The organism is Archangium minus (genome assembly GCF_044360475.1).
GTDB lineage: Bacteria > Myxococcota > Myxococcia > Myxococcales > Myxococcaceae > Archangium > Archangium minus.
Genome location: NZ_CP043494.1, coordinates 4,897,601 through 4,922,151 on the forward strand (window position 1 = coordinate 4,897,601; position 24,551 = coordinate 4,922,151).

The 24,551-nt window shown below is 67.1% G+C and carries 17 protein-coding genes and 1 tRNA gene; 5 read left to right on the forward strand and 13 right to left on the reverse strand.

Annotated elements, in window-relative coordinates; genetic code table 11:
- Positions 1 to 61: 61 nt before the first annotated feature.
- Together F0U60_RS20320 and F0U60_RS20325 are read right to left on the reverse strand one after the other, a co-directional pair.
- A complete protein-coding gene (locus tag F0U60_RS20320) occupies positions 62 to 2,200 on the reverse strand; it encodes an Ig-like domain-containing protein (RefSeq protein WP_395822410.1) in 2,139 nt (712 codons plus the stop codon).
- Between the two features lie 181 nt (positions 2,201 to 2,381).
- Positions 2,382 to 3,416 carry a PA0069 family radical SAM protein gene (locus F0U60_RS20325; RefSeq protein WP_395822411.1) on the reverse strand — a complete coding sequence of 345 codons (1,035 nt, stop codon included), beginning with the start codon at positions 3,414 to 3,416 and terminating at the stop codon, positions 2,382 to 2,384.
- 135 nt (positions 3,417 to 3,551) lie between these two features.
- On the opposite strand from F0U60_RS20325, the gene F0U60_RS20330 reads away from it, so the two are divergent.
- Positions 3,552 to 5,309 carry a murein L,D-transpeptidase gene (locus tag F0U60_RS20330; RefSeq protein ID WP_395822412.1) on the forward strand — a complete coding sequence of 586 codons (1,758 nt, stop codon included), beginning with the start codon at positions 3,552 to 3,554 and terminating at the stop codon, positions 5,307 to 5,309.
- Here the strand turns inward: F0U60_RS20330 and F0U60_RS20335 are convergent.
- From F0U60_RS20335 to prfA, 7 genes are all read right to left on the reverse strand, one after another.
- The gene (locus F0U60_RS20335) at positions 5,306 to 6,289 is read right to left on the reverse strand and encodes a hypothetical protein (protein ID WP_395822413.1); all 984 of its coding nucleotides are present in this window, start codon (positions 6,287 to 6,289) and stop codon (positions 5,306 to 5,308) included. The two genes, F0U60_RS20330 and F0U60_RS20335, sit on opposite strands and share 4 nt — an antisense overlap.
- 217 nt (positions 6,290 to 6,506) lie before the next feature.
- Positions 6,507 to 6,579, reverse strand: a tRNA-Gly gene (locus tag F0U60_RS20340).
- 67 nt (positions 6,580 to 6,646) lie between these two features.
- On the reverse strand, positions 6,647 to 8,635 hold the full coding sequence (locus tag F0U60_RS20345) for an ABC transporter substrate-binding protein (RefSeq protein WP_395822414.1): 1,989 nt from the start codon (positions 8,633 to 8,635) through the stop codon (positions 6,647 to 6,649).
- Between the two features lie 184 nt (positions 8,636 to 8,819).
- Positions 8,820 to 9,209: a zf-TFIIB domain-containing protein gene (locus F0U60_RS20350; protein ID WP_203403571.1), complete on the reverse strand. Its 390-nt coding sequence runs from the start codon at positions 9,207 to 9,209 to the stop codon at positions 8,820 to 8,822.
- Positions 9,210 to 9,374: 165 nt separating this feature from the next.
- Complete coding sequence (gene murA, locus F0U60_RS20355) at positions 9,375 to 10,640, reverse strand: UDP-N-acetylglucosamine 1-carboxyvinyltransferase (RefSeq protein ID WP_395822415.1); 1,266 nt, start codon at positions 10,638 to 10,640, stop codon at positions 9,375 to 9,377.
- A 10-nt stretch (positions 10,641 to 10,650) separates the two neighbouring features.
- On the reverse strand, positions 10,651 to 11,532 hold the full coding sequence (gene prmC, locus F0U60_RS20360) for a peptide chain release factor N(5)-glutamine methyltransferase (protein WP_395822416.1): 882 nt from the start codon (positions 11,530 to 11,532) through the stop codon (positions 10,651 to 10,653).
- Complete coding sequence (gene prfA / locus F0U60_RS20365) at positions 11,529 to 12,617, reverse strand: peptide chain release factor 1 (RefSeq protein ID WP_395822417.1); 1,089 nt, start codon at positions 12,615 to 12,617, stop codon at positions 11,529 to 11,531. Before prfA ends, prmC begins: the two co-directional genes overlap by 4 nt.
- A 442-nt stretch (positions 12,618 to 13,059) precedes the next feature.
- Here prfA and F0U60_RS20370 point away from each other — a divergent pair, with 442 nt between their 5' ends.
- The 4 genes from F0U60_RS20370 (at position 13,060) to smc (ending at position 20,437) form a co-directional block, all read left to right on the forward strand.
- The gene (locus F0U60_RS20370) at positions 13,060 to 13,875 is read left to right on the forward strand and encodes a lipopolysaccharide assembly protein LapB (protein WP_203412331.1); all 816 of its coding nucleotides are present in this window, start codon (positions 13,060 to 13,062) and stop codon (positions 13,873 to 13,875) included.
- A gap of 17 nt (positions 13,876 to 13,892) precedes the next feature.
- A complete protein-coding gene (locus F0U60_RS20375) occupies positions 13,893 to 15,233 on the forward strand; it encodes a hemolysin family protein (RefSeq protein ID WP_395822418.1) in 1,341 nt (446 codons plus the stop codon).
- A gap of 26 nt (positions 15,234 to 15,259) precedes the next feature.
- Positions 15,260 to 16,414 (forward strand): acyltransferase family protein, encoded by a 1,155-nt coding sequence (locus tag F0U60_RS20380; protein WP_395822419.1) that lies wholly within the window; start codon positions 15,260 to 15,262, stop codon positions 16,412 to 16,414.
- Positions 16,415 to 16,834: 420 nt separating this feature from the next.
- A complete protein-coding gene (smc, locus tag F0U60_RS20385) occupies positions 16,835 to 20,437 on the forward strand; it encodes a chromosome segregation protein SMC (RefSeq protein WP_395822420.1) in 3,603 nt (1,200 codons plus the stop codon).
- A 102-nt stretch (positions 20,438 to 20,539) separates the two neighbouring features.
- Here smc and F0U60_RS20390 read toward each other — a convergent pair whose 3' ends face one another.
- From F0U60_RS20390 to grxC, 4 genes are all read right to left on the reverse strand, one after another.
- Positions 20,540 to 21,727, reverse strand: coding sequence for a hypothetical protein (locus tag F0U60_RS20390; RefSeq protein ID WP_395822421.1), 1,188 nt, complete (start codon positions 21,725 to 21,727; stop codon positions 20,540 to 20,542).
- A 37-nt stretch (positions 21,728 to 21,764) separates the two neighbouring features.
- On the reverse strand, positions 21,765 to 23,153 hold the full coding sequence (locus F0U60_RS20395) for a sigma 54-interacting transcriptional regulator (protein ID WP_395822422.1): 1,389 nt from the start codon (positions 23,151 to 23,153) through the stop codon (positions 21,765 to 21,767).
- 443 nt (positions 23,154 to 23,596) lie between these two features.
- Positions 23,597 to 24,031, reverse strand: a complete 435-nt coding sequence (locus F0U60_RS20400) for a hypothetical protein (RefSeq protein ID WP_395822423.1) — start codon at positions 24,029 to 24,031, stop codon at positions 23,597 to 23,599.
- Between the two features lie 106 nt (positions 24,032 to 24,137).
- Positions 24,138 to 24,392, reverse strand: coding sequence for a glutaredoxin 3 (gene grxC / locus F0U60_RS20405; protein ID WP_395822424.1), 255 nt, complete (start codon positions 24,390 to 24,392; stop codon positions 24,138 to 24,140).
- Positions 24,393 to 24,551: the final 159 nt, after the last annotated feature.

Genomic DNA, 24,551 nt, shown 5'->3' on the forward strand with positions numbered 1-24,551 from the left:
GCGGAACTGAAGACGAGGGCCGTGCCTGGAAACGGGCACGGCCCTTGTTCTTTAGCTACAGCTAATAGTTGTAACGGTAGACGTAGACGTTCGACACCGTGCCGTCGGATTCATGCCATGCGACAAGGGGCTGGCCATTCTTGTCGAGGGCCAGGGTCGGTCGGAAGCCGGCTGTGCTGGTACCCGCCGCTGCGCTGAGCCTTGAACCCACTTGCTGCCAGGTGCTTCCATTCCAGCGGCTCACCCAGATAGAGGTCTCAGGAGCCGCATAGCCGCTCCACGCAATGAGAGGGAATCCATCTCCGCCAATAATGAGGGAGGGGTTGCTGCTCGCGGTCGTGCCGCTACTGACAAGGCTACCCATCAGCTGCCATGACGAACCATTCCAATTCGCCGCATAGATGGTGCTGTTTGGGCCATCAAATGTCTGGGCCTCTTTCCATGCAATGAACGGTGCACTGGCTCCATCCACTGCAATCGAAGCTTGATAGGCTATATGCTTCAAGGGGCTTGTGACTGTACTCCCCATTTGCGGAGACCAAGTCCCGTAGGTGTCTCTTTTCTGTACAGCGATTCCAATCTGACCCAGAGATTCTGAATCGGCGTGGTAAGCAACGAACCAGTTGCCCCTGGCATCCATTGCCAGCGCTGGATTGCTGAGCGCGATCAGATCATCTGGTCTGGGGGGGGATACATCGGTCCACGTGTTGGTGGAAGTGTCCAATTTGAAGATGTCGATCCGGTAGTAGTCTCCCGTGTAAAAGGATGTCGAGACCACCAAACTGCCGGTACTGTCAAATGCAACGTTAGGTGCGTAGTGTTTTGCATGGGAGGAAGTAACGGCCGGGAAGTCAGGGAGGGCTTCCCAGGTTGAACCAGTCCCAGTCCACCGTCGCCCATACAAGTTGTTGTTGGATCCAGAGGGGGCCGTGAGTTCCTGCCACACTACAATGGGACGGTTCGAAGCATCGAGGGAGATCGCAGGCATGTCGGCATGCGTACCCGCCTCCGCTACCGCACTCATCGCGGTTGCGAGGTCCTCCCACTTCGTGCCGGTCCATCGCCTGACGTAGATGTTCTTCGTGGTGCCGTTGGACTCGGACCAGGCAATCACGGGGTTGCCATCCGTGCCCACTTTCATGGCCACATTTTCAGCGGGGGTATTGCCTGTTACCGCGCTGATGGCTCCGCCGAGTGGCAGCCAGGTGGGCATCGTGAAGCTCCATGCGGGCGAGGACACCAGCGTGTTGCCCGCCAGATCCATCAGCGGTGCCGTGGCCGTGCCCAGGGTGATGGAGACTTCAGCCGGCAGCGACAGCGGCACCGAGGGGCTGATGGTCAGCGTCTTTCCATCCGTCGACAACGAGAGCGTCTTGGCGATGTTCGACGTGCCCACCGTGCTCAACACCACGGAGGCGTCGGTCACGGACGATGCTTTCATCGCCTCATCGAAGCTCACCTGGATGGTGTCTCGGACTGGGACGGATGTGGCACCAGGGGCCGGTGCTCTCGTGCTCACCTTCGGGGCCGTGTGGTCGACCACGATGGTTCGGGGGGCGCTGTTGAAGGTGGTTCCGCCCACTGTGGCGCGAGCCGTGAGCTGGTACTCGCCCTCGGTCTCCTGGCTGGTGTCCCAGGTGTACTGGTAGGAAGGCCCCGACAGGCGCGTCAGGAAGTCCGTCCCCTTGTACAAGTCGATGGAATCGGCTGTGCCGCCCTCGACCAGCACCTGAACCTGGAGGGAGTCCTTCGCGTAGGCCTTGGACTGACTGGGGCTCGCCCACTGCACGAGGATGTCCCCTTGCCGCGCCACGGAGAGGGACACGGTGGCATCCTGCGTCAGAGTCCCCGAGGTGCCTCGCACCGTGAGTGTCTTGGGGCCAGGCTCAGCGCTGCTCGTGGCTGAGATGGTCAGTGTGGCGGAAGTATTACCCGCCTCAATCGTGACGGGCTGCGCGCTGATCCCAGAAGGAGGGTTGAGCAGTTGGACGGTCACGCTGTCGGTGAAGCCGCCGGTACGGCTGAGAGTGAGCTGGATGCTGCGGCTGCCGCCCTGGAGGACACTGACCTGGCTCGGATCGATGGTCAGCGAGAAGTTGCCAACCGTCTGCCCTGGGGTGTCGATGTCCGGGACATCGATGCAGGCAGGGCTGCCCAGGAGGCAGATCGGTAGAAGGGTTGTGAGAAGTCGTCGGTGCATGGGTTTCGCTCGATACGCAGGGTGTTGAAACGTTGCGCCCAGGCGGAGAGCACTCGCCGTGCCAGTCGGGTCACGTCAAGTCCCCCCCAGCGGCAAGGCCTTGGGCGCTGGTTTCTTGTCCCACGTCGGGCGTCCTGAGGTTCGGATGGTCGTACACGTCTTGAGACGCTTCCGACAGCGCTCAGAAGAAGCTGAGCTGCGTGCCCGGCTTCATGGGGCGGCGGAAGGGGCTCTCCTTCTCCCCCTCGTCCGATGCCCAGGTCGTGTTCAGCCCCACTCGGCGCGCGACGGTATCGAAGAGCTTGCGGACTGTGTCCGCGTAGATCCCCTCGCCGCTCATGCGGACGCTGAAGCGTGAATCGTTGAGCGCGCCTCCTCGTGTTTCGCGGATGCGGTGCAGCACCCGCTCAGCGCGCAGGGGGAGCTTCTCGCGCAGGCGCTCCTCGAAGACCGTCTGCACCGGGCCGGGCAGCCGCAGCAGCGTGTAGAAGGCTCGGGTGGCCCCGGCCTCGCGCGCCGCCGTGAGGACTCGCGCCAGGTCCTCGTCGTTAAGCCCAGGAATGAGGGGAGCCACCGCCACTCCCACGGTGATGCCCGCAGCGGCCAGGCGCTCGATCGTCTGCAGGCGTCTCCGAGGCGTGGCCACGTATGGCTCCATGGCGCGTGCCACCTGCTCGTCGTGGAAGGGCAGGGTGATGTACACCGATAGCCGCGCCTCCTGCGCGAGCGTCTGCAGCACGTCCAGGTCCCGCTCGATGAGGGGGCCCTTGGTGATGATGCCCACCGGGTTGCGGTACTCGGCACATACCTCCAGGCAACTCCGGGTCAGCCGCAGCGAGGCCTCGAGTGGCTGGTAACAGTCGGTGACGCCACTGAAGGCCACCGTCTCGCCCTTCCAGCTCTTGCGCTCGAAGGCTGCGCGTAGCAGCTCCGCGGCACGTGGCTTCACCACCAGCTTCGTTTCGAAGTCCGTACCGGCTCCAAAGCCGAGGTACTCGTGGTAGGGCCGGGCGTAGCAGTACGCGCATGCGTGGAGGCAGCCCCGGTACGGGTTGACGCTCCAGGTGAAGCCCACGTCTGGGCTGTCGTTGCGCCCCAGCACCTCGCGGCTGTGATCCTCCAGCACCTCCAGCTTCGAGGGAGGAATCTCCTCCAGGTACTCCACCGCAGTGGTGTCCCAGGGGTTGGGCGGATTGGAGACGGGACGGGGTTTCACGCTCTCAGGGTGTGACTGAAAGAACGTTCAGTCAAGGTTTGATTGGCTGGGTGGTTCCTGACCTGAACGGTCAAGGGAGCGGGCAGGCATGCCTGCTCGCCTGCCTCGTACAGCGGGAATGCCTACTGTCGTCCCATGCGCTCCTGGCTCGTCCTGCTGTGCTGCTTGCTTCTCGGGATGCCCGCTTTCGGGGTAGAGGCGAGTGGGGTCCCCGCTCCATTCGAGTCCGCGGTGCGGGCTCGGGCGGAGAAGGAGTCGAGAGAGACGTCCAAGGCCCTGCTGCACTTCTACGAGACACGTGGCTTCCAACCGGCGTGGTTTTCCTATGACGGGACGGTGCGGCCCGAGGTGGGACAGTACCTCGCTGCGCTCTGCGAGGCGGAGGCGGAGGGCCTGTGGCCCGAGCGCTATCACCGCTCGGAGCTCGAGGAGTCTCTGCGTCGGTTGACGCTGGGCGGTGAGCCGGAGGACGCGTGGGTAGGGGTGGAGCTGGGGCTGACGTCAAGCTTGCTCACCTATGCCTCGCATCTCCTGTCCGGACAGGTGTCCTCGCGGCGCATCCACTGGCGGACGAAGCCTCCAGGGGCGGTGGTCCTTGCGGCGGTGCTGGAAGGCGTCCTCGCGAGCGGCGATCTGGCGGGTGCCTTGCGAAGCCTCTCCCCGAGCCACGAGGGATATGTGCGGCTGAGGGAGGCTCTCGCGCGCTACCGGGCCATCGCCACGGCGGGGGGGTGGCCCCTGGTGCCTGAGGGCGAGCCGCTCGAGCGGGGGATGAAGGACGCACGGGTCTTGGTGCTGCGTGAGCGGCTGCGTGTCACCGGGGACCTGCCGCCCGTCCCGGAGGAGCGGTTGCTCTATCCGGGGGCTCCGGGGGTGGGCACGTTGGCGCTGGTGGACGAGCTCGTTCTCGCGGCGATGGAAGTCCCGGAGTCCCCCCTGACACCCCCTCCGGAGGACCTCTACGACGCGGAACTGGAGGCGGCGGTGAAGACCTTCCAGCGGAGGCACGGGTTGCCCATGGACGGGAAGGTGGGCCGGGAGACGCTGGCGGCGCTGCGAGTGCCTGTGGAGAAGCGCATCGGTCAGCTTCTGGTGAACCTGGAGCGCTGGCGCTGGGCGCCGAGGGAGCTGGAACCGCGGTACGTGAGGGTGAACATCCCCGCCTTCGAGCTCGAGGCAGTGGAGCAGGGTCGGACGGTGTTGCGGATGCCGGTCATCGTCGGGACACCCGAGTGGAGCACGCCCGTCTTCAAGGACGCGGTGGAGTACCTGGTGCTCAACCCGGAGTGGCACGTGCCCCAGGGCATCACCGAAGCGGAGGTGCTGCCAAAGCTTCGGGAGGATGCGGGAGCGGCCGAGTCACTCAGATTGAAGGTGCTCGACAAGGCCACGGGGGCGGAGGTGGATCCTCACTCGGTGGACTGGAGCGGGCTGGAGGAGGGGACGCTGCCCTATCGCTTCGCGCAGGCGCCGGGCGAGTCCAATCCGTTGGGCCGGGTGAAGTTCATCTTCCCCAACCGCTTCGCCATCTACCTGCACGACACGCCAAACCCGGCGCTCTTCGCACAGGCGAATCGGGCCTTCAGCCACGGCTGTGTCCGGGTGTCGGAGCCGGCGAAGCTCGCGGACTTCATGTTGCGAGGCCACGAGGGCTGGACAGAGGCGACCCTGGTGGCGGCGATGGAGGCAGGAGGCGAGTCACGCAGGGTGGAGCTTCCCGCGCCGGTACCGGTATACCTGCTCTACTGGACGGCCTTCGTGGACGCGGAGGGCCATGTCGAGTTCCGGGAGGACCTCTACCATCACGACCCGGAGGTGCTGCGGGCGCTGGCGGTGAAGCCAGTGCCCGCGTCTGGTGAGTCCCCCGCGGCTTGCCGAGGCGTGCGCGGCTAGCGCTTGCTCCAGCGGGCGGGAGTACCGCGCACGTCGATGTGCACGAAGGGTCCGTGAGCGCGGTTGGCGCGATAGGTGCCATAGCCGCCGACGAGCTCGGGCACGCGCTGCTCCACGCGCTCGACGGCACGGGCGAGCACCTCTGCGTCCTTGACGTCGATGCGCCCGTTGCCATCGAGATCATCCATCTGCCCGTCGCCGTCATCGTCGAGCCAGACGTCGGCCGCGTCGCCGTAGGTGTGGCGGCTGAACTTCGCGCGGCCATTCTCTCCGGGCCCGTTGTACTGGGGCGTGCGGAAGCCGCTCATCACGTGGAGCCCCTTCGCCGGGTAGCCCATGGTGCGCAGCTCCTGGAGCACCAGCTCCAGTTTGTCCACCAGCCGCAAGTCGAGCGCGAGGTACTTGGGCCAGACGTTGGCCTGGTCCTTGGTGAGGAAGTTGCGCAGGCGGAAGTGCTCGGAGACGGCGAAGTCCTGGTTCTTGGGCGTCACCTCGATGAGCAGCTCCGGCGGGGCGTAGCGGCCGGTGCGGTTGGCGGTACGGGCCGGCCAGCGGCCAATGTGGTAGCCGTTGAGGTGGGTCTTCGAGCCGTCGAAGTGCACAGGGGTGATGACGGCGTGTGCCGCGGACTCCAGCGTCCAGACTCCTGGCTGACCCGGCGCCTTCAATCCTTCGTTCGAGAGGGTGGCGGGGGTCTGGGTGGTGGAGCCCATCGCGAGCCAGCGCGGCTCCTTCAAGTCCTCACGAACGGAGAAGTGGGGCTGGAGGGCTTCGCCCGGAGGAACGACGACGGCACGCAGGGCGCCGCTGAAGCCACGGGAGAGCAGCTCGAAGGCGGGGGAGGTCTGCTCAACGCTGCCTATCACCGACTTCGATTCGGGGGCCGCCGCCATGGCGTACTGGGCCAGCAGCAGAAGGGCGGCGACGAGGAAGAGGAGGGTCGAACGGCTACGGAGCAGGCGAGTAACGAATGAATTCACGCGGATTCTGCACAACTGGCCGCGAGAAATAATTCCCCCGGTGACCCCACCTGCACTCCGAGGCAGGTCAGGTGCTCGAAATGACACGGGAAACGACAAGGTCGGTAAACTCCTCCAGGGAGGGAGGAGACCTGGTCGTTTCGTGACAGGCACTGTGGGCCGGAAAAAGAAGAGGCCGACAATCCCTCGATTGGCGAGGAACTGTCGGCCTCTGGTGAGCGGCGGACGGGATTCGAACCCGCGACCCCGAGCTTGGGAAGCTCGTGCTCTACCAACTGAGCTACCACCGCGTCGCAAGTGGTCTCAACCTAGGATTCCGCACTCGGCTTGTCAACGAGAAGTAGCGGGTCCGTTGGGCTATTCGCCTTCCTCGACAGTGAGCTGGTACGCATCCTGGAAGTTGGCCTCGCGGTTGCGAGCATCGCGGACCTCCAAAATGTAGACGCCGGGCTCGGCGCTGTAGCGGATGACCTCAGGCTGATCTCCCTTGGCGCGATCGGACGTCTGTACGAGTGACAGCTTTCCGTCCTCGCCCAGGCGGTGCAGGTACAGGCCCACGTCCACCTTGAGGATGCCCAGCAGCGTGGCCTTCAACGAAGTGCGCACGGGTCGTTCCGACAGATCCAGCCGGTAGTAGTCCACGTCCTTCAAGGGATAGACGGTGCCCCGCACGGCCTTGCCCGGGGTGAGCTCGGTGGCGCGGTCGGCGGCGTTGTTGGGCTCGCGCTCCTGGCTGCCGTCGTCGGGGACGGTGGTGATGGAGATGCGGTAGGGCTGTTCCGCGTTCTCGTAGTCGCGCACCCACTTGCCCTCCACCTTGCGCGCGGCGCCCTGCACCCGGAAGTAGCAGGTGCCGTTGCACGCCACGTTGTTGAGGCGCTCGGGCTCCTTGATGGCACCGTCGTTGGCCCGCTGGAGCACTGTCTCCTTCTGGCCCTCTCCTTCGGGGGGCTGCACCACGGACAGCTCCATGTCCATGCGCTCCACGCCGGACAGCTCCACCTTTGCCAGCACCGGCTCGGTCGTCTTCAGGACGAAGTTGTCCACGTCCCCCTTGGGCGAGAGGAAGCCCTCCTTGAAGCCCGTGCCTGACACCTGCAGGGGCGTGGCCTTGTACAGCTCGTCGTTGGGCTCGAGCTCCGCGTTCGCCCCGGCCTCCTCCAGGGACACCGTGAGCGTGTAGGACTTCTCCGAGTTGAAGCCCCGCTTCGCGTCCTTACCCGTCCCCGTCCAGCCGCTCTTCACCACCAGGTACACCACGCGATCGTTCGCACGCACGCCGATATTGCGCAGGGAGAAGCCCTCTCCATCCTTGCCCTTGGGCGTGGTGAACAGAGGGGCCTCGGCTGCCGAGAGCACCGACAGCTCCGGACGCACGCCTTCGATGCCGGTGAGCTCGATCTTCAGGGCCACCGCGGGAGGCTCCTCTGGCGTGGCGGGCTGCAGACCCTGGCCCGGAACGGGGACGGGGATCTGGAAGCCTCCCGGCTGAGGCTGCGTGCCTGTACCGGCCGGGTGGGTCTCTCCCGTGGGGGCGTTGGCCATCTCCTCGGAAGGGGAGGCTGGAGCCGTCTCGGAGGAGGCGCCGGGCAGCGGAGGCGGAGTACCCGTGCCCTCGGCGGGGGCCTGGGCTGGGTCCGTGGCGGGCTGCTCAGCACCCGGCGCGGCACCCGTGGTGTCGCCCGGGGCCGGAGCCGGAGCGCCAGTCGGAGCCGGAGCTGATGGCGTGCCGGCGACCGACTCGGGTAGCTCCAGCCGGTACCAGTCCTCGTCACCTGCATGACCGAGGAAGCCCGCCACCGCCTGTCCGAGCTGCAGCGGAGAGGCATCCACGGCCCGGTCGTTGGGCTCGCGCTCCACACCGTCCTCGGGGAGGAGGTAACGCACCTCAAGCGTATAGGCGCCGCCGGTCCCCTTGCGCGCCGAGGCCACGCGCACCCAGCGCTCGCGCTCGACGTAGAGGTTGGGGAAGCGCTCGGGCTTGCCCTCTCCCGCGCTGTTGATGCCCGCGCTGCGGATACCGGGGGCGTCATACACCTCCAGCACCACGTCACCGCCAGGAATGCCGGAGACGCTGACGTCGGCCACACGAGGGCTGTCCGGGGCGAGCCGGTACCAGTCCTCGTCGGGCTTGGACGGATCCGCGCCCAGGCTGGCGCTCACCGTCGAGTCTCTCCCGAGGGTTGGAGCCTGCTCGGGTCGGTCATTGGGCTCCTTCTCGCTGAGCTGCTGGGGCCCGGTGACGACCGGTCCCGCATCCAGCGCATCGGAGTCCTTGTTGGCGCAGCCGTTCGGACAGCCGGCGAGCAGCAGCGCGCTCGGCCACACCCACCCCAGACGTCGCATTCCGTTCCCTCTTGGCATTCGGGCGCCTACTCAATCCCCTGGCACCCGGGTGTCAAGGTTCGCCAACAAGCAACCCGACGCTTTCATCCCGGGGAGGGGACTGGAAGGAGGACGGAACAGGGGTGTTCCCGGCCCGTTGGTGCGGGCCCGGAGGGTGGCACAGAGAGGCGCCCTCGGTGGGGCGTCAGCCGGCGGCCGACTTCTTCTTCACACTGAAGTGGCGGAAGAAGTCGATGATCTCCTGCTCAGCGACCTTGGCGTCCGTGGCGTCGGCGAACTCCGACTCGAGGAAGATGCCGCCACAAGACTCGCAGGTGTCGTAGTTCAGCGGGTGCTGACGATCACCACCGTCGACCCGTATGAGATCCACCTGGCACTCGGGACACTGGCCGGTGAGCGCTTCCGCGTCCACCTTGCCGCCCTGGCTCTCGAGCCCGGGAAGGTTGTTGTGGAGGAGGATCCGGTTGAGATCCGCGACGTCTATCCATAGCCCGCCGCACTCTCCACACTTGCGCAACGTCTCGTGGTCGCCTTCGAGATCGGCCATCTCGACGCTGCAACCGGGGCAATTCATGGGGTGGGTCATTCTCCTGTAGGGGGGAGCTACGCTCCCGTGGGGGGCGACCAGGGGAGCTGCTCAACCCCTGGGCGTTCAGAGAATGATAGGTCGCATGATTTTTGAGATGCAACCCAGCCGCCGCAATGTGTTCACGTGCGCAAACCTGGGGACCCCCCAGGCTCAGGCCTTTACCCGGCGAATGTCGGCTCCCAGCTTGCGCAACTTCTGCTCCAGGCGCTCGTACCCGCGGTCCAGGTGGTAGATGCGAGCCACCTCGGTCTTGCCCTCGGCGCGCAAGCCCGCCAGGACGAGGGAGGCGCTGGCACGCAGATCCGTGGCCATGACGGGGGCTCCGGACAGCTTCTTGACCCCCTTCACCACCGCCGTGTGACCCTGGATGGTGATGTCCGCCCCCATCCGGTGCAGCTCCGGCACGTGCATGAAGCGGTTCTCGAAGATGCTCTCCGAGATGACCGAGGTGCCGCTGGCCACCGTCATCAGCCCCATGAGCTGAGCTTGCATGTCCGTGGGGAAGCCAGGGTGCTCGGTCGTCTTCACGTCCACCGAGTCGACGACCTTGGGGGCCTTCACCCGCAGTCCTCCCTGCTCGGCCGTGATGGTGCAGCCCGTCTCGCGCAGCTTGAGGATGACGGACTCCAGGTGCTCGGGGACGGCGTGCTTCACCAGCACGTTACCGCCCGTGATGGCCGCTGCCACCATGAGCGTACCTGCCTCGATGCGGTCCGGGAGGATGGCGTGATCCACCGGCTTGAGGGCGTCCACCCCGTCAATGGTGATGATGGAGGTGCCCGCGCCCTCGATACGGGCGCCCATCTTGTTGAGCACCCGGGCGAGCTCCTCCACCTCGGGCTCGCGCGCGCAGTTCTCCAGCACGGTGCGGCCCTTGGCCAGCACGGCCGCCATCATCACGTTCTCCGTGCCCGTCACCGTGATGACGTCGAAGTTGACGGTGCCGCCCTTGAGCTGCTTCGCCTTGGCCTCGACGTAGCCCTCGGTGAGGGTGATGTCCGCGCCCAGGGCCTTGAGGCCCTTGAGGTGCTGATCAATCGGGCGGGCCCCGATGGCGCACCCGCCTGGCATGGACACGCGGGCACGGCCGAAGCGGGCCACCAGCGGGCCGAGCACCAGCACCGAGGCGCGCATCGTCTTCACCAGATCGTACGGGGCCTCGGGGGTGATGGGCCCCTCGACCGCCACCTCGCACACGTCCTTCTTGCGGCCGGTGAGCCGCTCGGTGCCGCAGCCCATGGTCTCCAGCACCTTGAGCATGGTCTTGACGTCCGCCAGGTCCGGCACGTTGCGGTAGGTGCTCTTGCCGTCCGCCAGCAGCGCCGAGGCGAGGATGGGGAGCGCCGCATTCTTCGCGCCCGACACGTTCACCTCGCCCTGCAACTGGCGGCCACCCTTCACGATGATCTTGTCCATCTGTCCCGTCTCACCCCTGTGGCCCGACGGCCACGGGCTGTGTCCCAAATGCGAGGCGATCCCGCCGCTCCAAGTCCTTCTCCACCCGCGCGTTCTCGAAACCCGCGGCCTGGAGGAGCGCCACGAGGGCGGCTCCTTGCGTCTCGCCAATCTCCATTGCAAGCAGCCCGCCAGGTTTGAGGACGCGGCGGGCTCCCTCGATGACCTTGCGGATGAGCACGAGCCCATCCGGTCCGCCGTCCAGCGCCATGTGGGGCTCGCGGCGCACCTCGGCGGACAGGCCCGGAATCTCCCCGGAAGCGATGTAGGGGGGATTGGACACCACCAGGTCGAAGCGGGCGTCCGGGGGCAGGGGAGCGTAGAGGTTGCCCTGCAGGATCGTCACCCGGTCCGCCACCCCCAGGGCCTGGGCGTTCTCCCGGGCCAGCGCGCAGGCGTCCGGGGAGAGGTCCGTGGCCAGCACCGTGGCCTGGGGCCGCTCGGCCGCGAGGCTGATGGCGATGCAGCCCGAGCCGGTGCACACGTCCAGCGCGGTGCCAGGGCCGTCCTTGGGCAGTTGGTGCAGCGCGGCCTCCACCAGCAGCTCCGTCTCCGGCCGAGGGATGAGCACCCGCGGGTCCACCTTGAAGGGGCGGTTGTAGAACTCCCGCACTCCGGTGAGGTACTGGGTGGGCTCGCCGGCCATGCGCCGCTCGATGAGGGCGCGGAAGGTCGCGAGCTCCTCCTTCTCCATCGGCCGGTCCAGGTCCACGTACAGGCGCACCCGGGTCGTCTTCAGCACGTGGGCGAGCAGCACCTCGGTGGTGAGCCGGGGCGCGTCCACACCCCGCTTCTCGAAGTGCTGGGTTGTCCAGGTGAGGACCTTACGGATGGTCCAGGTTTCTCCACTCATGCGCTGGCGCCGGGGCCTCCACCCATCTGCTGCTTGAGGGCCTCGGCCTGATAGTGGGTGCGGCAGGCGGTGATGACGTCCTCAACCCCGCCGGACATGATGGCCGGCAGGTTGTGCACCGTGAGGCCGATCCGGTGGTCCGTCAGCCGGTCCTGCGGGAAGTTGTAGGTGCGGATCTTCTCCGAGCGGTCGCCGGTACCCACCTGGCCCCGGCGCATGCTGTCTCGCTCGTTGCGGATGCGCTCCTGCTCAATCTCGTAGAGCTTGGCGCGCAGCATGCGCTCGGCCATGGCCCGGTTCTTGGTCTGGCTCTTCTCCTGCTGGCACTTCACCACGATGCCCGAGGGCTTGTGGATGAGGCGCACCGCGGAGTCGGTGGTGTTCACGCTCTGGCCACCCGAGCCCGTCGAGCGCATCACCTGCATCTCGATGTCGGCCGGGTTGAGCTTGATGTCCACGTCCTCTGCCTCGGGCATCACCGACACGGTGATGGTGGAGGTGTGGATGCGGCCCTGGGCCTCGGTGGCCGGCACGCGCTGCACCCGGTGCACGCCGGACTCGTACTTCATGTGGCTGTAGACGCCCTCGCCGGACAGCATGATGGTGACGTCCTTGACGCCGCCCACGCTGCCCGGGCTCATGTCGATGATCTCCGACTTCCAGCCCTTCCGGTCTGCGTAGCGGAGGTACATCTGCATGACCTCCTCGGCGAACAGGCCCGCCTCGTCACCCCCGGCGCCGGCGCGGATCTCCAGGATGACGTCCTTCTCGTCATTGGGATCCTTGGGCAGCAGGAGGATCTTCAGCTTCTGCTCCAGCTCCTCGCGCTGCTCCTTGAGACCGGGCAGGGCCTCGCGGGCATAGGCCTTCTCGTCGGGGTCCGAGCTGCCAAGCCAGGCCTCGACCTCTTTCAGGTCGTCGACCACCTTGCGGTACGTGCGGAAGGTCTCCACCAGTTTCTCCAGGCCAGCCCGCTCCTTGGAGACCTTCTGTAGCTTCGCGGTGTCGCTGATGATGTCCGGGTTGGACAGGTCGGCGGTGAGGCGCTCGAACTTGCGCTCCACCTCTTCGAGTTTGTCAATCATCGGTCTTGGGGTCGGGGTTGTGCCCCGTTGTCCGGCCCCTGGCAAGGACGGACGGGGCCAAGAAATTCCGTGGACTTCCGGGCCGGGAGCGTGAAAAAAGGGCGGTTCGCTGCCGCCAGTGCGGCCCACTTCCGCTAATACGGAGTACCAGAAGATGCCTGCCCAGAAGGGAAATCGCAGCAAGAAGAAGCTGTCCAATCGCGCTTCCACGAAGAAGGCAGCACTCAAGCGTCGCCGCGCTCGCGAGCGCCGCAAGTAGTTGGCTGTCTGCCTCCTCTCCTGGCCACCAGGGGAGGGGGCGAGCACCCCTTTCCTGCGCCGGTCTCCCTCTGGGGCGGGCCCGTCGGGGCAGCCTGAGGGTAGTCCCACCGAGCCCTCGGTGGGAGGAGTGACTCTTCCTTGCGCCCTGAAAGAGGCGGCGCGTAGATTGCCCCGCGAATTCATGGCCCGGGAAAAGGACAACATCGTACTCTCCGACGAGCACAACTCGCGCGGCATTGAACTGGCCGATCGCGGGTGGCTCGATGAGGCGATCAAGGAGTTCAAGAAGGCGATCGACCTCGACCCCGACTCCGCTCACGCGCACGACAACCTCGCCACCGTCTACGCCGAGAAGAAGCTCTTCCGCGAGGCCCTGGGCGAGTACCTCACCGCGCTGAAGCTGGAGCCGGAGAGCCCTACCGCTCACTACAACCTTGCCTGCTTCCTCTCCACGCATGCGGCGGAGATGGCGGTGGCCGAGTACCGCGAGGCTATCGAGCTGGATCCGGAGTACCCGGACGCGCACCTCAACCTGGGTCTCACCTACGCGGACCAGGGCCGTATCGAGGACGCCATGCGCGAGCTGCAGACGGCCATCGAGCTGGATCCGCAGGACGCCTTCCCCCGGCACGAGCTCGCTGCCCTGCTGATGGATGAGGGGGACTACCGCTCGGCCATCACCCAGCTCAAGGAAGTGGTCCGCCTGGACGCGGAGAACTTCGAGGCGCACCTGGACCTGGGCATCTGCTACGCCCAGAAGGGCTTCTACGCCGAGGCCGAGCGTTCCTACGACAAGGCGCGCGCCTTGAATGCCGAGGACCTGCTGCTCAACTACAATCTGGCCGCCCTCTACGCCCTCTGGGGCCGCCGGCCGGATGCGTTGACCTATCTGCAGAAGGCCGTGGCGGTGGATCGACAGAAGGTGCAGGGCTGGCTGGCCACGGATACGATGTTCGACTCGCTGAAGGGCGACCCCGAGTTCGAGGCGCTCTTCTGAGCGTCTGAGCTCTTCTTATGGAATGGGTCTTCCTCGGACTGGCCATCCTGCTGGTCCTGGCCAACGGGTTCTTCGTGGCGACCGAGTTCGCCATCGTGAAGATCCGCCATACCCGCCTGCAGGCCCTGGCGGACGAGGGGCGGCCAGGTGCTGGCGCTGCCCTGAAGATGGTGGAGAAGCTGGATGCCTACCTCTCCGCCACGCAGTTCGGCATCACCCTCGCGTCGCTGGGCCTGGGGTGGCTGGGTGAGCCGGCGTTCGCCCACCTGCTGGAGCCGGTGCTGACGCGGGTGGTGCCGGAGGCGGCGGGTGGGGCGCTGGCGCACTCGCTCTCGGTGGCCATCGCCTTCGCCATCATCACCTTCCTGCACATCGTGGTGGGGGAGCTGGCGCCCAAGAGCCTGGCCATCCAGCGCGCCGAGGACACGACCATCACGGTGGCGCTGCCGATGCGGGTCTTCTACTTCCTCTTCTACCCGGCCATCTGGCTGCTCAACGGCGTGGCGGGGTGGGTGCTGAAGGCCTTCGGGCTGCACGCCGCGCACGAGTCGCAGGAGGCGCACAACGAAGAGGAGCTGCGCGTCATCCTCCACAGCTCGGCGCAGGCGGGAGCCATCACCACGGCGCGCGCGGAACTGCTGGAGCGCTCGCTAGAGATGGCGCAGAAGACGGCGCGCCAGGTGATGGTGCCGCGCAACCAGGTGAAGTTCCTGGACATGGAGGAGCCGCTCGACAAGTGCGTCGCGGACGCGCGCGCCGCGGGCCATACGTGGCTGCCGGTGTGCCGGGGCAACATGGACGAGGTGGAGGGGGTGGTGAACGTGAAGGACCTCTTCTTCCTCCTGTCCCGAGGCGAGCTGCGTAGCCTGTCGCAGGTGCAGCGGCCGGTGCTGTACGTGCCGGAGCACGTGACGCTGGAGCAGCTGCTCAACGAGTTCCGCCGGCGGCGCCGGCAGACGGCGCTGGTGGTGGACGAGCACGGCGGCACGTCGGGGCTGGTGACCATCGCGGACGTGGTGGCCGAGGTGGTGGGCGACGTGGCCGAGCTCGGTCGGCGGGTAGACGAGGTGCGCTCGCTGCCAGGCGGTCGCTTCGAGCTCCCGGGCACGGCCCAACTGGATGACCTGGAGGACCGCCTGGACGTCTCGTTCGAGATTGATGACGAGGACGTCGAGGTGACGACGATCGCCGGCTACATCATGGCGAAGCTGGGCCGTATCCCGGAGAAGGGGGACTCGCTCAAGCTCGACATGTGGCGCATCCAGGTAGAGGAAGTGGAGGGGCCGCGGGTCGTCCGGGTGACGGTCGAGCCCCAGGCTGGCCCCAAACCCCCCGTAGCGGCGACGGCGGATGCTTGAGCCTCGCTCGATTGTTCGCGCCCCGCATGTCTTCCCCAACGACGCTTCCCCTCCTCGAAACGCCGAGCCCCGCTGACTCCAGTCCCTCGCCTGTTCGCTTGGAGGCCGAGCCCTCGCGTGAGGCGGGGACGTCCGCCCGCCGGATGACGTTGGTGGATGGGCTGCGCGGATTCGCCGCGCTCGCCGTGGTGTTGCCGCATGCCGTGGGCCTCTTCACGTTCGCCGGGGCAGGGGCGTTGTCCGAGTGGATGGTCCGGCTGGCGCACTTCGGACACCGCGGCGTCGAGGTGTTCTTCGTGCTCAGCGGCTTCGTTATCGCCTTCTCGCTGCGCCGCACGCACCTGTCCCCTCGGGGCATCGGCCAGTTCATCCTCCGCCGCTCGCTGCGCCTGGATCCGCCCTATTGGGTGGCCATTGCCTGGTTCTGTGGCTTCCTGCTTCTGCGCGGGGTGATGACCGGCAAGCCCGCGGGGCTGCCCTCGGTCCCCCACCTGCTCTCGCACCTGCTCTACCTGCAGGATCTCGCGGGCTACGGGCAGCTCAATGTCGCGTTCTGGACCTTGTGCATCGAGTTCCAGTTCTACCTGGCGTTCGCGGTGCTGCTGGGGCTCGCCCAGGCGCTCTCCCGCTGGTCGGGCCGCGAGGCCGTGCTGCCGCTGTTCTTCGCGGGCCTCTTCGTGCTGTCGCTGGCCTGGCCTACAGGCCTGTTGCAGATGCGTTCCCATGAGACGCACGTCATCTACCTGCCCCCCCACGTGTTCGTCTTCCTGGCGGGCGCGCTGACGTGGTGGACGCTCGAGGGTCGGCTGCCTCGTGCCGTCTGGTACACCTTGGTGATTGGCCTGTGGGCCTTGTTCGCGTGGAAGCTCGATAGCCGCGTGTTCGTGGCGGCCGCCACCAGCTCGCTGCTCTACGTGGCTGGACGGAGCCATCGGCTCTACTCCTGGCTCGCCGCCCGGCCCTTCCAGTACCTGGGCCGCACCTCGTACAGCATCTACCTCGTGCACGTGCCCCTGTGCCTGCTCCTGCTGTCCGTGAAGGTGCGTGTCGCTCCGCCTTCGGACCTGGCGGCCCTGGCGTTCCTCGGGGCCGTCTACGCCGCGAGCATTGCCGCCGCCCACGTGCTGTACACCTGGGTGGAGGCGCCCTGCCTCGAGTGGACGAAGCGCCTCAAGCGCTGAGCGTCACCGAGCGCGGGTTCCCAGCGACAGCTCCGTGCCTCCCTCCTGCGAGGTGAGCCGGAGCCCCTCCTCCAGGCAGAGGTGTGACCTCCGTCCGCTCGCCTGCTCAGCGGCCGTGTCAGACCCATCTGTTATGCCCAGGTCGCTCCAACGAGGGGCGAGAGGGCGGGCAGGGGCCTGAGCGGCGGTCGCCTCCAGAAACAATTGAGGAGAGGTAGGGTCCATGTGCTCCCGGACGATCCCCCGGTCGTCAGGTCGGTGGGCGCCATGCTTGCCTGCTCGCATATCGTCACGCATGGCAGGGTCATGCTTGATCGGCTGAGATCCAGCGTGCTACTCGTCTGAACGCTCCGAGGCCGATTTTTCGGCCTCTGGCGCGATTCCTCCCTTGCCTGGACACCTTTCGGGAGCCCGTTTCACATGCGAATCAAGCGGCTGGACATCACCGGCTTCAAGTCGTTCATGGAGCGCAGCGTCTTCACGTTCGATGACGGAGTGACGGGCATCGTCGGCCCCAACGGCTGCGGCAAGTCGAACGTGGTGGACTCCATCCGCTGGGTGATGGGCGAGCAGAGCGCCAAGAACCTGCGCGGCCGCGGCATGGAGGACGTCATCTTCAACGGCTCGGAGTCCAAGCCGCCCCTGTCCATGGCCGAGGTGTCGCTCACCTTCCACGTGGACGAGACGGACACGCTCCCGGCCCACCTCTCCGGCCTCTCCGAGGTGACGGTGACGCGCCGGCTCTTCCGCAGCGGCGACTCCGAGTACCTCATCAACAAGACGACCTGCCGCCTGCTGGACATCACCGAGCTCTTCCTCGGCACCGGCGTGGGCACCAAGGCCTACTCCATCATCGAGCAGGGCCGCGTGGGCCTCATCGTCTCCAGCAAGCCCGAGGACCGGCGCCACCTGATCGAGGAGGCCGCGGGCGTCACCAAGTACAAGTCGCGCCGCAAGGCCGCCGAGCGCAAGCTGGAGGCCACCCAGGCCAACCTCCTGCGCGTCACGGACATCACCTCCGAGCTGGAGCGCCGGCTCGAGAGCCTCTCGCGCCAGGCGAAGAAGGCGGAGAAGTACAAGAAGCTCAAGACGCGGATGCGGGAGATCGAGCTGCACTCGGCCTCGCACCGCTTCCTGGCCCTGCACGCCGAGGCCAAGCTGCTCCAGGAGAAGCTGGGCAGCGTGGGCGCCGAGGAGCGCGAGGGCCTGGAGAAGATGCGCGAGCTGGAGTTGGTCATCACCAACCGCCGCACCTCGCTGGAGGCCGAGACCGAGTCCCTGCAGAAGCTCTCCGCCGACGTGCACACGATGGAGAGCGCCCTGCAGCGCGCGGACCAGGACCTGGCCTACTGGCGCAAGGACCTGGAGGAGACGACCGCCCGCGTCGCCCAGTCCGAGACCGAGCTCAACGCGCTCAAGGCCCGTCAGGCCGAGGTGGCCGAGACCATGGCCTCGCGTGAGGCGGAGCTCAGCTCCATCGCCGGCTCGTGGAAGGAGGACGAGGTCGCGATGAAGGTGGCGCAGGAGGAGCTGCGCCGGGTGAGCCAGCTGCAGACGGAGATCTCCCTGCGGCTGGAGCAGGAGCGCGCGGCGCTCGTCACCGTGGCCAGCCGGCTGGCCAACCACGAGAGCAACCTCGTCAACCTGGCCCGCCAGAAGACGGACCTGGAGGCCCGCCGGGCTCGTAACCGCGCCGAGGCGGACGCCCTGCGCGAGCAGGAGAAGCAGCTCGAGGACGCGCGCCAGCATGTGGCCCGCCGGGTGGAGGACAGCCGCCACCTGTCGCTGGAGCTCGCCGAGCGCAAGGGCCACGAGGAAGAGGCCCTGATGCGCACGCGCCAGGCCTTCATGGAGAATGAGGTCCAGGTCATCGGCCTGCGCGAGGAGCTGAGCGACAAGCGCAGCCGGCTCGCCTCGCTGGAGGCGCTGCAGAAGGATTACGAGGGCTTCGACAAGGGCGTGCGCGCGGTGATGGTGCGCGCTGGAGAAGAGGCTCGTACGCAGGGCATCTTCGGCCTGGTGGCCGACGTCATCTCCACCACGCCGCGCTTCGAGCGTGCGGTGGAGGCCGTGCTGGGCGAGCGGCTGCAGCACGTCGTCGTCGAGAGCCGCGACAAGGGCGTGGAGTTGGTGGAGTACCTCAAGGACGCCGCGGAGGGCCGGGGCAGCTTCCTGCCCGTGCCCTCGCCCGAGCGCGTGCCCTCCGTGGTGCAGCCGGACATGTCCCGCCCCGGGGTGCTGGCGCGTGCCCTCGACGAGGTGACGTGCGAGGAGTCGCTCCAGCCGGTGGTGAAGCTGCTGCTCTGGGACGTGGTCATCGTGGAGGACATTGCCTCCGCCAAGGCGTACGCGGAGGCCGAGGGCGGCAACTGCTGCACGCTCGTCACCCTGGACGGTGAGGTGTTCCGCCCGGACGGCACCATCATCGGCGGCGAGCGCGAGGGCGCCGCGGTGGGCGCGCTGCAGAAGAAGCGGGAGATCGCCGAGCTGGCCGCCGAAGTGACTCGGGTGGAGGAGCGCTACAACGAGATCCTCACCCGGCACTACACCCTGCAGAAGCAGATGGGGGACTCGGAGGACGTCCTCAGGGGGCTGGCGAAGAACCAGCACGCCGAGGAGCTGAGCCTCGCCAGCCAGGAGAAGGACCTGCACAAGGCGAGCGAGGACCTGGCGCGGGTGCGCGACCGCCTCCGGGCGCTGGATGCCGAGGAGGCGCAGCTCACGCAGATGTACGACGGGCTGGCGCACGAGGAGGAGAACAGCCGGGGCGAGGTGGCGCACGGCCAGGCGGACCGCGAGGGCCGCGAGGAGCGCGTGAAGCAGTTGGTGGGCGAGCTGGAGTCGCTCCGGCAGCGGGCGGAGACGGCCACGAGCAACCTCACCAGCCTGAAGGTGAAGGTGGCTGCCGGCGGCGAGCGCGGTGAATCGGCTCGCAAGGAGCTGGAGAGCCTGCTGGCCCAGAAGGAGGAGATGGCCGGCCGGGTGCGCAAGCTGGAGTCCACGGTGCGCGACGGCTCGGCACGGGTGGAGGAGTTCCAGCGCCGCATCACGGAGACGGAGGCGGAGCGCGCCAAGAAGGCCGAGGAGCTGCGCCTTGCGTCCGAGGTGCTGGAGGCACGGCGCACGGCCCACACCACGGCGTCGGGCGAGGTTCGCGAGCAGGACAACGTGCTGCGCGAGCTGCGCACGAAGCTGGACGGCCTCACCCAGGGCCTGTCGCAGATTACGTTGCGCGAGCGGGAGATTGCCCTGGAGCTGGAGCACCTGGTGGCGGGCATCCGCGAGCGCCACGGGACGGAGCTGCAGGAGGAGGTGCACCGCTACCACATGCTGCCGTCACTGAGCGAGGAGGCGGAGCAGGAGCTGAAGGACCTGCGCGCGCAGGTGGAGAAGATGGGGGAGATCAACCTCACCGCCATCGACGAGCACACGGAGCTGTCGCAGCGCTCGGAGTTCCTGCTGACGCAGAAGAAGGACCTGGCGGAGTCGGTGGAGAAGCTGCAGGAGGCCATCCGCCGCATCGACGCATCGAGCCGGGAGCGCTTCAAGCAGACGTTCGAGATCGTCAACGAGAAGTTCCAGGCCATCTTCCCGCGGCTGTTCGGTGGCGGCCGGGCGAGCCTGGTGCTGACGAACGAGGTGCAGGGTGGGGAGCCCGGCGTGGAGATCGTCGCGCAGCCGCCCGGTAAGAAGCTGCAGAGCATGAACCTGCTGTCGGGTGGTGAGAAGGCGCTCACGGCCGTGGCGCTCATCTTCGCCATCTTCCTCATCAAGCCGACGCCCTTCTGCCTCCTGGACGAGGTCGACGCGCCGCTGGATGAGGGCAACGTGGGTCGCTACAACGACATGGTGAAGGAGATGAGCAAGCAGTCGCAGTTCATCCTCATCACCCACAACAAGCGCACCATGGAAGTGGCGGACACGCTGTACGGCGTGACCATGGAGGAGCCGGGTATCTCCAAGCTGGTGAGCGTGAAGCTGCGCGAGGCCAAGGCCGCCAACGACAACATCACCGCGGCGTAGTCACCGCCCCTCGTGGGGCCCGCAAAGAAGAAGGCGCGGAACCTGATTTCAGGTCCCGCGCCTTCGTCGTTTCAGGCCCGAGTGCTTAGGCCGGAGCGCGGACTACTTGCGCTCCTTGGGGCAGGCGCCCTGGTCGGCGGCGAGGCGCTTCTGGGCGTTGTTCAGGTCCTGCTCGGTGTTGCCGATGACCACCTGGGTCTTCGTCTCGACCTCGGTCCAGGCCGGATCCTTGGCCTTGAGCTCCTGGGCGAGGGCCAGGGTGGCCTGGTCGACCTTGAGCTGGGAGTCGATGGCGTTGACCCAGCTCTGCGCGGAGTCGACGAGCGCCTTGCACTTGGCCTTCAGCTCGTCGACCAGCTTCCAGTCCTTGGTCTTCTGGTACTTGGTGACGATGGCGTCATAAGCCTCGGCGGCGTTGGCGCGGGAGCCGAAGGCGATGGCGGCCTCGGCGGAGCGCTGGTTGCGCACCAGCTCGAGCTGGAAGAAGCGCAGCTCGGGCGGCAGGTCCGCGGCGGGCTGTGCGGCCCGCGAGTTGAAGTGGACGAAGCGGTAGGGGAACTTCAGCTGATCCACCTCCAGCTGCGCCGGCACGGCCATCATCTTGGCCTGGAGGCAGGCGGCGAGCTGGTCACCCTCGGGGGTTCCCACCGGATCGAACGTGATGCTGGTGGCGGTCGCCGAGCCCTTCGCCAGGTCCACGTTGGCCTTGAGGATGGGCGCGGTCTTCTCGCCGAAGCCCGCGTAGCACTCGCACCAGGAGGACTGAGCGAGCCGCACGTTGCCCGAGAAGTCAGAGCCCGGGTTGATGCCGAACTTGACGCTGGGGCTGTTGGCCGCCTCGTGGATGAAGGAGCTCTCGGACTCCACCGGCTGCGCGCCCTTGGGCAGGGCGGTGATGGGCACGCGCGCGTTCACCACGTTCTGCACGCACGTGGTGCCCTCGGGGGTGAGGTTCTCTCCGGAGACGGCGTGGGTGCCGCCCTGGTCGTTCACGGTGGTCTTCACGAGCACCCGGGTGGTGTCGGCGCCACCGCGGGACTTCGGGTCCACCAGGCACTCCATCACCTCGGGACGGATGGAGAGCATCGCGCCCACGAGCACGCCCTGGTTGACGGGCTGGGGCAGGGTGAGCGGCTTGGACTGGCACACCGCCAGGTCGAACGGCGGCTGGTTGGTGATGCGCATCCGCTCTTCCTTGGTGGTCGGGCCCTGCTGCTTCTGGGCCTGATCCTGGGTGGCACAGCCACCCGCGGCGAGGAGGACGGAGGCGATGGCGAGACGGCGCATCATGCTTGGGAGCTCCCTTGGGGTTGGAACAGCGAGGGCCTCATTTATCAAGGCCTTCGGCGTTCTTGAGATCCTTCAGCCGCAGACCGTTCTTCTTGAGCAAACGGTAGAGGCTTTGCATGGACAGGCCGGTGTGCTGCTCGGCCGTCTTCATGTCGAAGTTGGACACGCGCATGACCTCGGCGAAGTAGAGGCGCTCGAAGTCGGCCACCACCCGGTCCTTGGCCTCGTGGTAGGGCATGCCCGTCACCAGCGCGGCCACGCTGGTGGTGGGCTGCTGGCCCTCCACCTTGCGCTGGGGCTGGGCCATGAAGTCCAGCCAGCTGACGTTGCCCGTCTCCTGCATGAGCGCGCCGCGCTCCAGCACGTTGCGCAGCTCGCGCACGTTGCCGGGCCAGTCGTAGCCCTCGAAGAGAGCGAGCGTCTGGGGGGTGAGCTCGAAGGAGGACTTGATGCCGCGCAGCAGGGACTGGGCCAGCACGGGGATGTCCTCGCGCCGGGTGCGCAGTGGGGGCAGGCGCACGCGCGCCACCGCCAGCCGGTAGTAGAGGTCCGCCCGGAAGCGGCCCTGGCGCACGTCCTCCTCGAGGTTGCGGTGCGTGGAGGCGATGACGCGCACGTCCACCGGCACCGGCGCTCCGTCCAGCGAGGGCACCTCGCGCGACTCCAGCACGCGCAGGAGCTTGGGTTGCAGCGACAGGGGCAGCTCGCCCACCTCGTCCAGGAAGAGGGTTCCGCCCTGGGCCGCCTCGAAGACACCCTTGGCGCCCTTCTCATCCTCCTCGCTGTTGGAGCGCAGGCCGCCGAACAGCTCACGCTCGGCCTTCTCCTCGGTGATGAGGTTGCAGTCCACCACCTTGAAGGGGCCGTGCCGCCGCATCGAGTGCTGGTGCACGGCGCGCGCGGCGAGCTCCTTGCCGGTACCCGTCTCGCCCTCGACGAGCAGGTTCATGTCCTCGCGGGCGATGCTGCGCAGCTGCGCGAAGACGACGCGCATCTTCTCCGAGGTGCCCACCAGCCCCCCGAAGGCGTCCGCTCCGCCCGAGACCTCCACCTCCGTGGCGCGCGACTCCTGCTTGATGGCCAGCTTCGTCTTGCCCAGCTGCACCTTGTCGCCCGGTTGCAGCAGCACCTGCATGACCTGGTGGCCATCCAGGAAGGTGCCGTTGCGGCTGCCCAGGTCGCGCAGGATGATGCCCTGCGCCGTGCGCTCCAGCTCCAGATGACGCCGGCTCACCGTCTGGTCGCTGAGCACCAGATCGCTGGCTGGGTCCGAGCCCACGCGCAGCAGCGCATCCTGCGTGGTGACCTTCTTGCCCTTGTCCGGGCCAGCCACCACATCCACCGTCCACTCACGCACTTGAATCCGTGTCGAGCGGGCATCGCCCGTCTTCGCGGTGAGCGTGACCTCCGGCCTGTCCTCGATCATTGGCGTAGACCCTCCACCCGGGCGGCGGACGGGTAGCTCCGCCTGCGACGCGGGAGTTTCCTGTTTATGGGTCTTGGTGGGGCTTGGGCAAGCTTTAGTGCTCTCTCGGTGAGGCTATTCAAGGGATGAGGCGCTCGGTGAAGTCTCTCTCATGCAAGAGGACGCGGAGCCGAACCGGGGTGGGGGAGAATCGCACGTGGGCGTGCGCCTGCGGCAGAGCGGAGCAACTCGCTCATCCCACCACTGTTTCCCAGTGAAAAGTTTCCCTCCGTGCGGGACCGCTCGCACAGACAGTCTGACCAGCCGCTTGGCAAGCTGCGTCAGCGCGTCAGGTTCCAAGTTTGGGATTGGCGAACCGTCTGACACACCGCGCCGCAAAGGGCGGCGAGCAGGACGGCGCACGTGGAGTCCAGCCCCGGGCGTGCGCCATCCGCCCCGTGTTGCTAGTACCGGGCGGGCGAGTCGCTCGCCGGGAAGGACTCCTTGGACTCCTCGTCCACGATGTCGTCGTTCTCCCGGCCACCGGACTTCACCTGCGCGTTGGTCTGCGCTCCGGCGGAACGGGCCTGCTGCGACTTGCCCTCCGCCGCCAGCTTCCTCCCGCCCTTCTTTCCGCTGACCTGGGCGCCGCTGTCGGCCTGGACGCCCTCGGTCCGGATCAGCCGCGCGCCGAGCAGGTTCTTCGCGCGCTCGGCCAGATCGCGCTGGGCCTCCTGGTAGTCACGGAAGAAGTCCACCAGCTCCTGGTCACCGTTCTGCTCGGCGTCCTGGATGTACTGGCCCACCTCCGAGGCCCCCTGGAGACAGTGGTAGAGCACGCTGATGACGTCGTAGTTCTCGTCCTTCGTGCCCGTGACCTGTTCCCCTGCCTCTGCCATCGTCCACCTCCGTGCGTGAGGGTTTGCTCCGGGCAACCTGCTCACGGCCAAGAGGGGGTGCTCATGGAGCTCGGCTGGCCGCCTGCTCCATGTCACCGCCGAGGACTCAGGCCAGCATCGGATCGAGCCTGCCCTCGCTCTCCAGGCGGGCCAGGTCGCTGTAGCCGCCCACGTGGGTGTCGCCGATCCAGATCTGCGGCACGGTCCGCTGGCCGCCGCTCATCTCCACCAGCTTCGAGCGCATCTCGTCGTTGCCGGTGACGTCCAGCTCCTCGTACTTCACGCCCTTGCGCGTCAGCAGATCCTTCGCCCGGACGCAGTAACCGCAGTAGGTGGTGGTGTAGATTTTGACGGGCTTCACGCGTGTCCTCCCTCGTGTCTTCCCCCCAAACTAAGAGGGAAGGGGACTCCGTGCCACCTGACGGATGCCCGCTGGCTGCTCGGAAACGCGAACGGCCCCCGATTCCACAAGGGAACCGGAGGCCGTTGGGAGAACCGGAGCGCGGCGGGTGCCACGCTC